The sequence below is a fragment of the Nocardia inohanensis NBRC 100128 genome (assembly GCF_001612945.1).
In the GTDB taxonomy this organism is placed as follows: Bacteria; Actinomycetota; Actinomycetes; order Mycobacteriales; family Mycobacteriaceae; genus Nocardia; species Nocardia inohanensis.
In genome coordinates, this window is the sequence record NZ_BDBK01000005.1 from 87,759 (window position 1) to 102,376 (window position 14,618).

The 14,618-nt window shown below is 64.1% G+C and carries 14 protein-coding genes and 1 tRNA gene; 3 read left to right on the forward strand and 12 right to left on the reverse strand.

Annotated elements, in window-relative coordinates; genetic code table 11:
- Positions 1 to 76: 76 nt before the first annotated feature.
- The 9 genes from NI1_RS13635 to NI1_RS13675 all read right to left on the reverse strand — a co-directional run bounded on the left by NI1_RS13635 (position 77) and on the right by NI1_RS13675 (position 8,712).
- Positions 77 to 664 (reverse strand): phage tail tube protein, encoded by a 588-nt coding sequence (locus NI1_RS13635; protein WP_067819501.1) that lies wholly within the window; start codon positions 662 to 664, stop codon positions 77 to 79.
- 86 nt (positions 665 to 750) lie between these two features.
- Positions 751 to 1,188: a hypothetical protein gene (locus NI1_RS37910; RefSeq protein WP_157535113.1), complete on the reverse strand. Its 438-nt coding sequence runs from the start codon at positions 1,186 to 1,188 to the stop codon at positions 751 to 753.
- 48 nt (positions 1,189 to 1,236) lie between these two features.
- The gene (locus NI1_RS37915; protein ID WP_169815578.1) at positions 1,237 to 2,199 is read right to left on the reverse strand and encodes a hypothetical protein; all 963 of its coding nucleotides are present in this window, start codon (positions 2,197 to 2,199) and stop codon (positions 1,237 to 1,239) included.
- Between the two features lie 146 nt (positions 2,200 to 2,345).
- A complete protein-coding gene (locus NI1_RS13650; protein WP_067819509.1) occupies positions 2,346 to 3,509 on the reverse strand; it encodes a hypothetical protein in 1,164 nt (387 codons plus the stop codon).
- Positions 3,509 to 4,123, reverse strand: a complete 615-nt coding sequence (locus NI1_RS13655) for a hypothetical protein (RefSeq protein ID WP_067819511.1) — start codon at positions 4,121 to 4,123, stop codon at positions 3,509 to 3,511. The genes NI1_RS13650 and NI1_RS13655 overlap by 1 nt, the downstream gene beginning before the upstream one ends.
- Positions 4,124 to 4,364: 241 nt before the next feature.
- On the reverse strand, positions 4,365 to 4,661 hold the full coding sequence (locus NI1_RS13660; protein WP_067819514.1) for a hypothetical protein: 297 nt from the start codon (positions 4,659 to 4,661) through the stop codon (positions 4,365 to 4,367).
- A complete protein-coding gene (locus NI1_RS13665; protein ID WP_157535115.1) occupies positions 4,662 to 4,874 on the reverse strand; it encodes a hypothetical protein in 213 nt (70 codons plus the stop codon).
- Positions 4,875 to 5,263: 389 nt separating this feature from the next.
- A complete protein-coding gene (locus tag NI1_RS13670; RefSeq protein WP_067819518.1) occupies positions 5,264 to 6,883 on the reverse strand; it encodes an acyl-CoA synthetase in 1,620 nt (539 codons plus the stop codon).
- Positions 6,884 to 7,074: 191 nt separating this feature from the next.
- Positions 7,075 to 8,712 carry a long-chain fatty acid--CoA ligase gene (locus NI1_RS13675; RefSeq protein WP_067819521.1) on the reverse strand — a complete coding sequence of 546 codons (1,638 nt, stop codon included), beginning with the start codon at positions 8,710 to 8,712 and terminating at the stop codon, positions 7,075 to 7,077.
- Positions 8,713 to 9,207: 495 nt separating this feature from the next.
- Here NI1_RS13675 and NI1_RS13680 point away from each other — a divergent pair, with 495 nt between their 5' ends.
- From NI1_RS13680 to NI1_RS13690, 3 genes are all read left to right on the forward strand, one after another.
- The gene (locus tag NI1_RS13680) at positions 9,208 to 10,671 is read left to right on the forward strand and encodes a flavin-containing monooxygenase (protein WP_067819704.1); all 1,464 of its coding nucleotides are present in this window, start codon (positions 9,208 to 9,210) and stop codon (positions 10,669 to 10,671) included.
- Between the two features lie 59 nt (positions 10,672 to 10,730).
- Positions 10,731 to 11,564, forward strand: coding sequence for an SAM-dependent methyltransferase (locus NI1_RS13685; protein ID WP_067819525.1), 834 nt, complete (start codon positions 10,731 to 10,733; stop codon positions 11,562 to 11,564).
- 99 nt (positions 11,565 to 11,663) lie between these two features.
- Positions 11,664 to 11,736: transfer RNA gene (locus NI1_RS13690), tRNA-Arg, on the forward strand.
- An 80-nt stretch (positions 11,737 to 11,816) separates the two neighbouring features.
- On the opposite strand, the gene NI1_RS13695 is transcribed toward NI1_RS13690, so the two are convergent.
- From NI1_RS13695 to NI1_RS37170, 3 genes are read right to left on the reverse strand one after another with little or no spacing between them, the layout of a single operon-like run.
- Complete coding sequence (locus NI1_RS13695) at positions 11,817 to 12,968, reverse strand: epoxide hydrolase family protein (RefSeq protein ID WP_067819527.1); 1,152 nt, start codon at positions 12,966 to 12,968, stop codon at positions 11,817 to 11,819.
- Between the two features lie 37 nt (positions 12,969 to 13,005).
- Complete coding sequence (locus NI1_RS13700) at positions 13,006 to 13,887, reverse strand: MFS transporter (protein ID WP_157535116.1); 882 nt, start codon at positions 13,885 to 13,887, stop codon at positions 13,006 to 13,008.
- Complete coding sequence (locus tag NI1_RS37170; protein WP_084523150.1) at positions 13,857 to 14,228, reverse strand: MFS transporter; 372 nt, start codon at positions 14,226 to 14,228, stop codon at positions 13,857 to 13,859. Before NI1_RS37170 ends, NI1_RS13700 begins: the two co-directional genes overlap by 31 nt.
- Positions 14,229 to 14,618 lie beyond the last annotated feature (390 nt).

Genomic DNA, 14,618 nt, shown 5'->3' on the forward strand with positions numbered 1-14,618 from the left:
GAGAAAAGAGAAGGGCCCAGCGGTGACGGGCGGGCCTGCGCATAGGTGAATTTCCCGCCACCACTGGGGGTCTTTATCAGGCGGTCTTGATGCCGTCGTCGAGGTAGCGGTAAGCCTTCACGCCGGCGTCGTCCTTGAACGCCTCGACGGAGATCGAGAAGCCGGCCAGTTCCTTGGACACGAACTTCTTCTCCTGCACCGCGGTGATCTTCGCGTTCGGCAGGACGATCCGCAGCTTCTTCGACTCGTGCAGCATGTCGAAAACCCAGGCCCGGCGCGGCAGCACCGAACCGGTCTCCTTCACCTGCACCAGCGTGCCGCTGGTAGCGGTAGCCGGGGTGACGGTCAGGTTCTCGGGCCCGAAAACCTCACCGAGAACATCCTTGTCCCACACCGCATACAGGGTCAGGCCGAACCGCACCGAGTGCTCCGACTGCAACGCGGCAATGATGTCCGCATTCCAATCCTTGACGGTCTCGACCTTCCGCTCACCCCGCGACTCGATGCCATCCTCGGAGACATAACCAAGCGGCTTGAACGCGGCATTCAGAGCATCAGAAGCCGAAACCGGTAGAGAGGTAGAAACCGGGGCGACCAGAACGCCACCGGTAACAGCAATGTTCGGAGTAACCGAACCAATGAACTTGCTGGAGGGCAGAGCCATTTCAGTTGTTCCCTTCGGGATTGTTGCGCAGGCCCGTCGGAATCGTTATTCAGTTGTCGCAAGCCACTTTTGGAAGTGGAAGCTTGTTAGAGGACAGTCCCTCGCACATAGAGGTCAGCGGTAACCACATACCGAGGTGCCGCAGTCACCGGATCCGTATCGTTCTCAACCCCGGCGTCCTCGATGTCGTCAACCCACATCGCCCCGATATACCGCGGGAACGACCCGGTCAGAATCGACCGCACAGTCCGAGCCAACACAGCCGCGGTCCCGTCGTCAGCCTGACACTCCAAGACCATCCGGGGTCGATCCAAAATCAAGAAGGTCCCTCGATGCCCTTCTCGATCCTCCACATCCTGGCGCCGCCTCCGATCGTCACGGAAGACACGAACAACCCGGGCAGGTTTGGGATCAGGCATTTTGGCGACCACCAAAGCCGAGTCGCCCAGAGCAGTCAATTCTGATTTCAAATAGTCAATAAGATTCTTCTCCACATCCGGAAAAGAAATACGTTCGAGCGGCACGGAACCATCCTCGCTATCATTGATGCGGACGCAAGCCCTGGTAAGAATCTAGGCAGGCTTGTACGGAACGTTCCCCTTGGAGACATCCTCGTCCACTAGTGTGTATCGCAGTAGAGTTCGAGAAGGTGCGAACGGATTTAGGCCCCACCGGTCCCGCCAGCGATCGTCCTCTCGATCGACGCCCATGTCAGCGATGAAGCGATCCCAATCGGCCGGATCCATCGTCTGACAGCCAGCACTTACCACATTGCCATCTTTGCCTCGATGCCACCACATGGTCTCGGCCCCCTCGCCCAAGAAATTCTCGTAAAAGAATCCGTCGTGGTCGACATCATACTGAGCATTCTTCTTGGGGCCATCCCCTTGTGTGAAAACATTTCCGTCGCCTACGCTGCCCTCCTTGTTCTTGTCCCAGTGATGTTCCATCACGTATGTTCCCGCAGGGAGACGCGCTACTTCACCCTTTCCGTCATGATTCATATCAGGATTGTTTTTATCAGGCTTTTCTTTGACATATTGAGAAGTAGGCTCTGTATTCGCTCGATATCGACTTACGTGTTTCTTGCCGTCCCCGTCAATCCAGAGCAGTACCGCGGTATCGTCGTAGAGGCCCTTTCCGCCATTCTCATTCGTATTCGTCGGATGGCGGATAGCGACAAGGTTCTTCATATCCGCACTGCCATCCAGAACGATGCCTTGCCTTTGCAGAAGAGCTTTATAGTAGTCATACTCAGCATCGGTATCATTCTGCCCACCAGCGTTCCCTCCGGCCGAGCCGTCGGGTCCCGCAATATCCTTCAATCCATTTGGCGAGCGCGTTTCCCCTATCACCGATTCGACCATACTTTCCTGATCGTTCAGGCGCTTAACGCACTGATAAGCTTCAGCCTGGTCCAACCCATTGAAGTTGTAGACTGTAGATCGTTCACCTTCGGACTCGAGACCGAGACGCGGTGCCGGCGAGAGAGCGCCACTCACCATTGGCAACCAAGGCTGAACCTGCGACGTCACACCCGCAACCAGACGACTAGCCTCATCAGTGACGCGGTCTACTTCAGGCCGTAGAACATTCTTGATATCAGAGAGGCTCTGAAAGACCTCATCCAGTATTGATTTCGACAAGTCAGGCTCGATTCATGCACAAGATCCGGGGATTCTCACTTATACGCCCCGCTGCCATACAGAATTTGATCAGCAACGTCGAGCACCTGCCCAATTGTGGCCTGGCCGTGCTCGGTCTCATCCGACCCGTCTTTCGCTGGGTTCTGCGGCGTGCCTGTGAACCATGCTTTCCCCATAGCCACTTCCTGCGAACGTTCCCATGTGCCACCGGCGTTGTAGCTGGAGCTCAGGAACTGGTTGAATGGCATATTTCTCACCTCCGCCGTCGCAAAGGGAACCGCCCTGTCCTTGAACATTCTCAGATTGAAGGCGGTCGCCTTGATGGCCAGTTCGTCACTGCCGACCAGGTCCCAAAATGAAACACCTTCAAAATGATCAGGATATGCCCGGACGGTATCTCGCAGCGCCTGCAATTTCAGATTGGTCAGGCCGATGGAATTGCTGATGTCGGGGTCTTCAGGGTGTTTGGTTTCGCCAGCCCACCAGGCCGCCATACGGATTAGGTCGTATGTCGTTCCCGCGAGAGGCCCGACAGTATCGTGAGGGTCATAGGTTTCCGGATGCTCCAGAGCGTTGAGGAGATTGCGATCCGAACCACGCCCACCTCGATACCCGGTGCGAAGCGGTGCGCCCTCTTGCAGCACCATGGCGAGCACCATGTCCGCATCCACACCCGCTTCATTTGCGTATTCGACCGACCACATAGCCCATTTCTTCATTTGTGGCCCGTACAAATCCAAATTGTCGGCATTGAGGGTATAAGTGGGTGTCGTCGGGGTATTCCAGTCAGCTTTGGGATGGTGTCCCCGAGGGTTCCACGGGCCCGGGACCGGGTCCGGAAGGTCGATCGCTTTAGCCTGTACCGGCCCCGATACGACCGGAGCTGGGGCAAGCACGTCAAGGACGCTCGTGACCAACTGTTCTGACGAACGCAACCGGGCAATTTTGGCGACCGCGGACAGCGGAGTCATTCCGGAGAAGTCCTGAGCGCTTCCGCCATCCGACAGTCCCGGGAGCAACGCGCGGCCGGTGGTCATCATCGACAGCTCGGCAGCCCGAGCGCCGGCCCACGCAGCGACGGAATTCACCAGGTTGGGGGCGAGGTCGGTTCGACGCTCGGTGAAGGTGCTGGTCATTCCGGCCAGGAACGAGTCTGCGGCTTCGCCGATCAGCTGGCCCAGTGGATCATTCTGTGCCATCAGTCATTTCCCGATCCGCGCGCGTCACTGATGCGTCGGCGCAGTTGGTCGACCACACCCGCGTATGCCTCGGTTTTGGTGGCGGATTCATGGGCCAGACCGCGGGGATGAGTGGCGATCCAGATGCCGTCGTCGCTTTGCTGGACTTCGATGTCGTCGAGGTCGTAGAAGTCTTCGGGGTCCGGGGCGGGCCAGTCACCGTTTTCGTCCTTGGTGATGTGCATACCGACGTCGAATGCTCCGGGCGGGCCGCCGGGGGTGGCGGTCCAGCGGATCTCCTCGAGTTCGGGATGCATTCGGACGCCGCGTTTTACGAGATATTCGGCGATTCGGGTGGCTTGTTTGATGCTGGTGACCGTGGGGTCGGCGAGTTTGCGGCCGACCTTGCTCTCCCATTCCGGGAGGTGGATGACCGTCAGTTCGTCGGCCAGGGCCTTCACCTGGGGGTCGAGTTCGTCGGTTTCCTCGCGAGCCGGGAGCTTGCCGCTCAAGGTCTGCTGGAGGAACTGGAGGAACTCGGGGGTGACCAGTTGCCCGGTATCGGTTTTCACGTAGTCCGAAGGCGGCTGGTAGCCGCCGAAGTGGACGGATTCGACGACTTCGTTATCGGGCATGGGGCATCAAGACCTTCCGGGCATCGGATGACGTGGATGGGACGGTCCCGCCCCCGGTCAGGGGGACATCCGGGGGCGGGACCGGTGACGCCCCTCGCGCTGCGGCCGAGGTCTCTACCGCGTTTCCACCAGCGGGAGACGGGCGCGCGAGGGGCGGGCATGCGGCGAGCTCTGAACCCGCGCTTGACCTTTCGGGAGGTGTTCGGGGGCGTGCCGCATGGGTTGGACCGGCGAAGGACTTTCAGATCTCTTCTTCGAGAGTGGTGGGGATCTGGTACTTCGCCGGTGGGGGTTCCTGGCCTGGAACGTGCAGACGCAGGAAGCTGAGGAGTTCGTCGATGTGACGTTGCAGGGCGCGAATGAGGCGGATGGCGTCGCGGAAGCGGCGTTGATCGCTGAGGGCTTGATCTTCCAGGGCCGCAACGCGTTCGCGGAGTTTCGCTACCTCACGCGCCTGCCAGGCGGTGACCGCGCCGATCACGGTGGCGATCGCCATGCCGACCGCTTGCACCAGGTCCGCGTTGAGCATGGATTGCATTCAGGCTTCACCGTCCGCGGTGCGCGCCGGAGTCACCGCCGGGCGGATGAGCACGCCGGCGATGACCGGGGTGAGCAGGCCGTAGAGGGTGAGAACGGCTTCGATCCAGTCGGTGTTCACCTGGTGGCCGAGCAGGTAGGCGGCCACTCCGGTAATGGCGACGAGCACGGAACGCACCAGGGCCGGTTCGGGGGGAACCTTGTTGATTCGCACGATGATTCCTTCCAAGAGGCCCGCGGGCGGGCTAGGCGATGATCGCGACCACGGCTGCCAGCACCTTGACGATGATGCCGCCGATTGCGATCCACTGGTCGACGGTCAGTCCGAGAACCATTGGGATTCCTTTCGTTTCGAAACCCTCGACGGTGCGCCAACGAGAAAACCCCCGGTCCGCGAGAGCGGAACGAGGGTTCTGACACGAAGAGGGACAGGACGCGAGTCGAATTCGCTTGCCTGAGAGTTGATTTCCCGGGGAGTTCGGGATGAAGGCGCAACTGTGGCGCTGCACATAGCTTCACTTAAGCGAAGCGCAATGTCAACACCCAGGCTGAAGATTCATGAAAACCGCAGGTAGATCACGGTCCGCTCGGTCAATCGATCGGCTACACCTCTTGCAGCTTGCGCTTGAGGACCTTGCCCGTGGGGTTGCGCGGGAGTTCGTCCAGGAAGACGATCTCGCGGGGGACCTTGTAGCGGGCCAGGTTGGATTTCACGAAGTCCTTGAGCTCTTCGGCGGAGAAGGATTTGTCCTCGTGGATGACGACGAAGGCTTTCAGGCGTGCGCCGAATTGTTCGTCGGGGACACCGATTACGGCCGCTTCGCGCACGGCGGGGTGGGTGTAGAGGAGTTCCTCGACCTCCACGGGGAAGACGTTCTCGCCGCCGGAGACGATCATGTCGTCGTCGCGGCCGTCGATGAAAAGCCGGCCGCCGCGGTCGAAGTGGCCGACGTCGCCGGAGGACATCAGGCCGCGAATGACCTCTTTGTGGCCGCCGCCGGTGTAGCCCTCGAACTGGATGACATTGCCGACGAAGATGCGGCCGGTCTTGCCGGCGGGGAGCTTACGGCCCGCGTCGTCGAGGATTTCGACGCGCGCGCCCAGGACGGGGCGGCCGACGCAGCCGGGTTCCTTCGCCAGATCCTCGGGGGTGGCGATGGTGGCGTAGGCGACTTCGGTCGAGCCGTAGAGGTTGTAGACGACCGGGCCGAAGGCCGCCGTCACGTCACGGCACAATTGCGCGCCCAGCTGGGAGCCCGCCACGAAGATGATGCGCAGGGCGGACAGGTCGCGGCCGGTGAGCGCCTTGCCGCCGAGATCCATCATGCGGGCCAGCATGACCGGCACCACGATCATGGTGGTGGCGTGGTGTTCGGCGGCGCTGTCGATGGCGACCTGGGGATCGAAGCGGCGGCGGATCACCAGGGTGGAGCCGAAGCCGATGGTCAGCATGGCGCAGGCGAAGCCGAGGGTGTGGAACATGGGGGCGCAGCATTCGGTCACCTCGTTCACGCGGAACGGGACCTTGGAGAGCAGACCGCCCAGCGCGGCAAGGGATTTCGGTTCGGGGCGGGGCGCGCCCTTCGGGGTGCCGGTGGTGCCGCTGGTCAAGAGGATGATCTTGGGTTCGGCGCCGGGCGCGGGCGGTGCGTCGGGCGAGCCCGAAATGATCAGCGCCTCCAGGCTGTCCGCCCGCTGCTGCTCGGTCCAGGCCCGGTAGCTGCCGCGGCGGGGCGACACCTCGTCGAGCATGTGCGCGTACTCGTCGTCGTAGACGAGCAGGTCGGTGCCTTCGCGGGTGGCCACATCGCGAATCTGCGGACCGGCGAAATCGGTGTTCAGCAGGATGATTCGCGCACCACACTTGGCGGCGGCGAAGGTGGCGTCCAGCAGACCGCGATGATTGCGCGCCAGAATCGCCACGCCCTCACGCGGTTTCAGGCCGCGCTCACGCCAGGCGTTGGCGAGCCGGTTGGACCGGTCCTCCAACTCGCCGAAGGTCAGCGACCCCAGCTCGTCGATGAGGGCTACCCGGTCCGGATAGCGCGCCGCGGAGAGCCCTAGCCCCGCCGCGAGGGTCCCGTACCGCAGCATCGAGGTGGCGGCGGTGAGCAGCGGGAGCGGCGACTCCACCCGCACCAGCCCGGTATCCATGCACAGCCGCGCCGATTCGAGTTCGATCATGGCCCGCTCCCCCAGCGAGCGAATCAGTCCGAGTGTCATGCGCCCACCCCGAACCCACTCAAAACGGACAGCGACTTCCCTTGTGCGCGTGTCGATTCCACCCGGACCTCCTCGTCCACCCCTGCTGGGCCTCTGCCCTCAAACTAACGGTAAGACCCGGCCCCCGCGAGCGGAAGCATCCGGCCCTCCTCGCGCACGACACACGGAGCAGGGCCGGACAAGCCGCCGAATCAGGACAGCGTGGTGACGGTCAGCGCGCCGTCCGCGTACTGCGCCCGCAGCCGCTTCTTGTCGAACTTGCCGACGCTGGTCTTGGGCACCTCGTCGATGAAGGCCCAGCGCTCGGGCAGCTGCCACTTGGCGAACTTGTCGGCCAGGAAGTCGCGCAGCTCTTCCGGCTTGGCCTCCGCGCCCGCCGCCAGCACCACGGCCACCAGCGGCCGCTCGTCCCACTTCTCGTCCGGGACACCGATGACGGCCGCTTCGGCCACCGCCGGATGACCCACGACCGCGTTCTCCAGATCCACCGAGGAGATCCATTCACCGCCGGACTTGATGACGTCCTTGGAGCGATCCACCAGCGTCAGGAACCCGTTCGGGCTGATCTTGCCGACATCGCCGGTGCGCAGCCAGCCGTCGTCGAACTTGTCGGCATCGATGACCCCGCCCTCCGGCGAGTAGTAGGAGCCGGTGATCCACGGCCCCTTCACCTCCAGCTCACCCAGCGACACACCGTCATTGGGCACCACCGACCCGTCGTCGCCGACCAGCCGCGCCTGCACGCCGGCCGGGAATCGGCCCTGGGTGTAGCGGTAGGCCCACTGCTCGTCACCCTCGGTGCCGGTCGGCGCGTGCGCCACCGAACCGAGCGGGGAGGTCTCGGTCATACCCCACGCGTGCAGCAGCTTCACGCCGTGCCGCTCCTCGAAGGCGCGCATCATCGACGGCGGGACGGCCGCGCCACCCACCACACAGGTGCGCAGATGCGAAATGTCCTGCGGCGCGGCCTGCAAACCGGCCAGCACGCCACCCCAGATGGTCGGCACCGCGGCCGCGAAGGTCGGCTTGACCGCGGCCATCATCTCCAGCAGCGGCGCGGGCTGGAGGAAGCGGTCGGGCATGAGCAGGTTCGCGCCGGACATCAGCGCCGCGTACGGCAGGCCCCAGGCATTGGCGTGGAACAGCGGCACGATGGCGAGCACATTGTCGGCGGCGGTGAAGCCCATGCCGTTGGGCTGGCACACCTGCATGGCGTGCAGCCAGTTGGAGCGGTGCGAGTAGACGACGCCCTTGGGATCGCCGGTGGTGCCGGAGGTGTAGCACATGCCGGCGGCCGACCGCTCGTCGATGACCGGGTAGTCGTAGGTGTCGGGCTGGGCGGCAAGCAGTTCCGCGTAGGAGTGCACGGTGACGCCCTCGGGAGCCTGAAGCGCGGCCGCGTCGCCATTGGCGACGATCACGTGGCGAACGGTCTTCAGGTTCGGCAGGTACTGGGCGAACATCGGCAGCAGGGTGCCGTCGACGATGACGACCTGATCCTCGGCGTGGTTGGCCACGTACACCAGCTGCTCGGGGAACAACCGGATGTTCAGCGCGTGCAGTACGGCGCCCATCGCGGGCACGGCCACGTAGGCGACCATGTGCTCGTTGTTGTTCCACATGAAGGTGCCGACGCGATCGCCGACGCCGATGCCCAGGTCACGCAGGGCATTGGCGAGCCGGGCGGCATCCGCGCCGATCTCCCGGAAAGTCTGGGTCCGAAGCCCGTCCCCGGTCCAGGTGGAGACAGTGCTGTCGCCCTGGAAGGTGGAGGCGTAGCGCAGCAGTGTCGCAAGCGACAACTGCTCGTCCTGCATGGTGCTCAACATTTCCCAACCGCTCCTTGCATGTAACTACTGGAGAGTGAACTGAGTCACTAGCGGCGAGGATAACTGAAATCGGACATCGGAACGGCCGGGGGTGCAAAAGGCTGTGGGCGGCGGACCCCACCTCCGCCGCCCACAGCCTGTACGCCAACCGGCCACCGCCCAACACGATGACCCGCCGGCTTCGAAGTCCTGACCAGCGTCGGGCTTGCAACGACACCCCCTGCGGTGCCGCAGAATAGCCAATCACTAACCAGGACAAGCAAATTGGAGCAATATCTTCCGTGAATATATTCAGTGGGATACGAGGCTGTCCAGTCGAGGACGGCGGCGCAGGTCAGACCGGGTTCACGGGCGCGCTTACCAGTCTGTGAGGCAGATTTTCGCCGCTCACGGCAAACCTTGCTACCGGAACCTTCGCAAAACTTGGCCGAAAATACCGATTCGATGACCGGCGATGTCTGCCTGACCAGCGCGAACGCGATCTACCGTCTAGACATGAAGCGAGAGCCGTCAATCCTGATCATCGGCGCCGGATTCGCCGGGCTCGGCATAGCGCTGGAGTTGCGCCGGCACGGGCTGAGCAACTTCACCATCCTGGAGAAGGCCGCCGATCTCGGTGGCGTGTGGCGCGAGAACACCTATCCGGGCGCGGCCTGCGATGTGCCGTCACCGCTGTACTCGTGGTCGTTCGAGCCGAAATCGGATTGGCCGCGCCGGTTCTCGCAGCAGCGCGACATCCACGCCTATATGCGGACGGTGGCGGACAAGTACGACCTGCCCGTCGCCATCCAATTCGGCGTCGAGGTGACCGACGCGGAATTCGATGAACGCGAAGGTGTTTGGCGGGTGCGCAGCGCCGACGGCCAGGTTCGTATCGCCGATATCCTGATTCCCGCCGTGGGGCAGCTCTCGCGACCCGCGCTGCCGAACCTGCCCGGCATCGACAGTTTCCAGGGCGCGGCCTTCCACTCCGCCGAATGGGATCACTCGGTCGATCTCACCGGTAAGCGGGTGGCGTGCATCGGCACGGGAGCCAGTGCCATCCAATACATTCCGGCGATTCAGCCGCAGGTCGCACACCTGACGCTGTTCCAGCGTTCGGCCGCGTGGGTGCTGCCCAAATTCGACACCGAATACACCGCACTGCATCACACGCTGTTCAAGCACGTGCCGGTCACCCGGCTCGCCGAGCGCTTCGCCATCTGGAGCTTCTTCGAGGTGATGGCCTTGGCGCTCACCGACATTCCGGCCATCAAGACCCCGGTGATCGCCATCGCGGACCGGCATCGGGAGAAGCAGGTGCCGGATGCGGCCTTGCGCGCCAAGCTGACTCCCGATTACGCGGCGGGCTGCAAGCGCGGGCTCTTCTCCAACGAGTACTTCCCGGCACTGGCCCAGCCCAATGTGCGGGTGGAGACCACCGCCATCGAAGCCGTGACGCCCAATGGGATTCGCACCGCCGACGGCGTGGAGCATCCGGTCGACGTCATCGTCTACGGCACCGGGTTCAAGGGCACCGAATTCCTCGCGCCCATGAATATCTATGGCGCCAACGGCCGCAAGCTCGCCGACGAATGGTCGGCCGAAGGCGCGCGCGCCTTCCTGGGCATGGCGGTGCCGGGGTTCCCCAACCTGTTCATGATGTACGGCCCGAACACCAATGTCGGCTCGGGTTCCATCATCTACATGCTGGAGGCGCAGGCCCGCTACATCCGCCAGGTGATCGAGTACCTGAGCACGCATCCCGGCCGCTCGCTCTCCGCACGGCCGGATGCCGAACAGTCCTGGGACGACTGGTTGCAGGCGCGCTTGAAGGACACCCCCTGGAACTTCTGCTCCAGCTGGTACCGCAATGCCTCGGGCCGCATCACCAACAACTGGCCCGGCGCGACCGCCCTGTTCCGCTGGAAGACAAGGCGATTCGATCCGGCTGACTACGAGCAGGGCAGTACCACCTAGACTGTCTCAGACAGGAGCGGTAGCCTCGTGGGAGTTCCGGAAACCATCGGAGGGTCCCAATGCCGCCGACCACCGCCGCCGTCCCCGTCGAAACCCTGCCCGAACGCACCGGTCGCTGGGCGCGAGAATGCCTCGAATGGGCGAAAGTCCCGTTCCTCCCGCCCGGCCGCCGCGTCGGCCGCGTCTACGACATAGTCGGCCCGCAGAACCTCTTCGGTGAGAACTCTCTCTTCATCAACCTCGGCTACTGGCACGAACACCCCGTCACCCTCGACGAAGCCAGCCGCGACCTCGCCCGCCTGGTGGCCCGCACCGCCGAACTCAACCCCTCCGACATCCAGGTCGACGTCGGATTCGGTTACGGCGACCAGGATTTCCTCTGGGCCACCGAATTCGCCCCCGAGCGGATCATCGGCCTCAATATCGCCCCCGAGCAGATAGCCATCGCCACCCGCCGCGCCGCCGAACTCGGCCTCGCGGACCGCATCCACTTCCAATTCGGTTCCGCGGATGCCATTCCCCTGGACGACGCCTCCTGCACCAAGGTCACCGCCCTCGAATCAGCCTTCCACTTCCCCTCCTACCCCAAATTCTTCGCCGAGGCCCACCGCATCCTCCAGCCCGGCGGCAAGCTCGTCACCGCCGACATCACCCCCCGCAACACCCGCGACCACTACCGAAAACTATTGCAGCGAGCCGGTTTCCAAGACGTGACCGTCCACTCCATCCGCGACGACGTCTACCCCGCCCTGGCCCGCCACCTGGGCAAACGCTTCCGCGCCCCCGACATGCACCGCGTCAACCCCGTCCTGCGCGCCACCTTCAGCCGCCCCGGCCTCACCCTGTGGGGCCCCTGGGCCGACTACATCATCGCCGTCGGCACCAAACCCTGACCAACACCCCTCTCCCCCGTGCATGCTGTCCATTCACACCCAACCCGGTAGACTCCCCCGCGTCCCGGTTGACCGCGCATCCAGCACACCACCGGTCCAGCCCTCGTAGCTCAGGGGATAGAGCACCGCTCTCCTAAAGCGGGTGTCGCAGGTTCGAATCCTGCCGAGGGCACTTCCGGGAAACCCTTTTCCGCAGGTCATCCTGTTCCCCTGAGCCGAATCATCGAGGCGGCGGCCTTGCTCGCAACGGTGTCAGTTGCGGAGTTGTCGGAAGAAGCCGCGGATGTCGTCGACGAACAGGTCTGGGATTTCGAAAGCGGGGAAATGGCCGCCTTCGGCGTGGTCGCGGAAGAAGGTGAGACTGTCGCCGGCACCGAGAACCTTGCGCACGAGGGGGTCGCTGTAGAACAGCGATTGTCCTTGTGGCACTGGGGAGGAGCCGCCCCAACCGGTGTTCTCGGCGTGGGCCATTTCCCAGTAGAAGTCGGCCGCTGCGGGTCCGGTGCGGGTGAACCAGTACAGGCTCGCGGTGAGCAGGATGTTCTCGCGGCTGATCGGGGTCGCCGGGTTGGCCCACTCCACGAATTTCTCCGCGATCCAGGCCAGTTGCAGGATCGGGGAATCGGCCAGGCCCGCCGACAGGGCGTTGGGTTCGGTCGAGTGCAGGATCCGATAGCCCTTCATCTGTGCCCAACTGTGTTGTGCGGCTTCTAGTTGCTTGCGTTCGTCGGCGTCGAGATCCGGCGGCATCGGGAGGTCTTCGCCGACCATGCCGAGCTGGAGCCGGTCGCCGTGGGTGTGCGCGCCGATCACTCGCTCGGGCAGCAGTGCCGCCACCCGGCCGGTGACACCGGCGCCGATGTCGCCGCCTTCGACGCCGAAGCGGTGATACCCCAGCCGGGTCATCAGTTCCCCGAACGCCAGCGCGGTCCGGTCGAGGTTCCACCCGCGTGCCGAGAGCGGGCTCGAGAACACGAAACCCGGCAGCGACGGGATCACCAGATGGAACGCATCGGCCGGATCTCCGCCGTGGGCGCGGGGATCGGTCAGCGGCCCGGCGGCGGCGAGGAACTCCACGAACGAGGTCGGGTAGCTGTGGTTCAGCAGCAACGGGGTCGCATCGGGTTCGGGCGAGCGCAGGTGCAGGAAATGAATGGTCTGCCCGTCGATCTCGGTCACGAAGTGCGGCAACGTGTTCAGCTCGGCTTCATGGGCACGCCAATCGAATCCGTCGGCCCAATAGGCGGCCAGCTCCCGCAGATAGTCGGGGGCGATGCCGTGATCCCACTCCGAGCCGGTGCCGGGCACCGAGTACGGCAAGCGGGTACGGGACAGTCGGTCACGCAGATCATCGAGCTCGACCTGCGGAATCTGGATCCGGAAGGGAATGATGTCAGCGTTCATGCAGATCAACCTAGGCGCCGTCAGGCCAGAATCTGTCCTAGTTCGCGCCACCCGCGATCGTGTCACAGGCACTGGGCGACTGATCGGAAGCCGGCGTGCCGAGCGCGCGGGCGCCGAGCGCGGCGAGCAGCGCTATGGCGACGGGTACCGCGAGACCGGCGCTCAATCCCCAGTGGTGGGCCAGGAAACCGATCAGCACCGGTCCGGTGAAGAAGCCGCAGTATCCGAGGATCGAGACATTGGCGATGGCCCGGGCGACCGGAATGCCCGGGATGTCCCCGCTGGCGGCGAAGGTCAGCGGGAGGGTGTAGGAGATGCCGAATCCCAGCAGGGCCAATCCGATCAGCGCGGGAACCGTGCCGCCGAGGAGCAATGCCGCACCGAAACCGACGCCCGCGGTGACCGTGCCGGCCAGGAATGGACGCACCCGGCCGAAGCGAGCCACGAGCCGGTCACCGGCCAGCCTGCCGAGCGTCATGCCCGCGGCGAAGATCGCGAATCCGACAGCGGCGGTGGTGCCGCCGGCGTGGGTTTCGTCCCGCAGATAGACCGCCGACCAGTCGTTCGCGGCGCCCTCGACCAGCGCGACGGCGAAGGCCAGCAAGCCCAGGACGAGCAACCGGACGGGCCACCGGCGGCCGGCGGCGGGCGCGGCATTCGCGTCGGCGGGGCCGTCGGCGGCTGCGGGCAGCAGTCGGCCCGAGCGCGCCACGGCGGCCGCGATCGCGAGCAATGCCACCACCCAGAAATGCGCCACCAGCGACACTCCCAGCCGCTCGGCCAACGCGCCGGCTAGCGAACCGCCGATCAGGCCCATGCTGAAGTAGGCATGGATGCCGGAGAGCAGCGAACGCCCGCTCACCTTCTCGACGAGGACGCCGTGCGCGTTCATCGCGACATCCACCACACTGTTCGCCATCGCGAAACCACAGCGGCAGCGGTCAATCCGATCCGATCGGGCACCAGCAGCAGGCCGGGCAGGCACACCGCGAACACCGGCACCGCGACCCGAAGCGTGGACCTGCTCCCGAATCGCAGCGCGGTGAACTTGCCCAGTTGCAGCCCGGCGATCGCTCCGATATTCAATCCGGCGAAAACCACGGCGAGCCCCGCGTCGTCGAGCCCGAGGCTCTCCTCGACCGTCGGTATTCGCGCGGCCCAGGTGGCGAAGAGCAGGCCGGAGAGCAAGAAGATCAGCCGCACGGACCACAGTGCCGGCCGATACCCGGCCGCCGGATGCACACCGCTGTGGATCGTCACGAGGGCTCCTCTCGATACTCCCGCGCGCCCGAAACGCCCCTTCGAGGCAATCACGAGATCAGCAACGCCCGCAAGGCTTTTGGCGTAGGGTCGAGCCGACGAGGCCGTCGAGGCCTTCCGAACAAAGGACCAACCGGTTGTCCGACAAATCTCCGCGTAGCAAAATGTCCAAGGCTCAGGGCAAATCCCTGAAGGAGAAACGAGCGGAGAAGAAGTCCAAATCAGCCAACCCGCAAGCCGGAGAAGGCTCCGACAATAAGAGCGGGAAACGACACTGACCTGGAGTTTCAGCGATATCTCGCACCCCGGTCCGCCACCCGATGCGAGGTATCGCGGTCATTTGTGGCATGATTGGTGATCGAGGACGGGCTTCACACCAAGTTTTTGCCC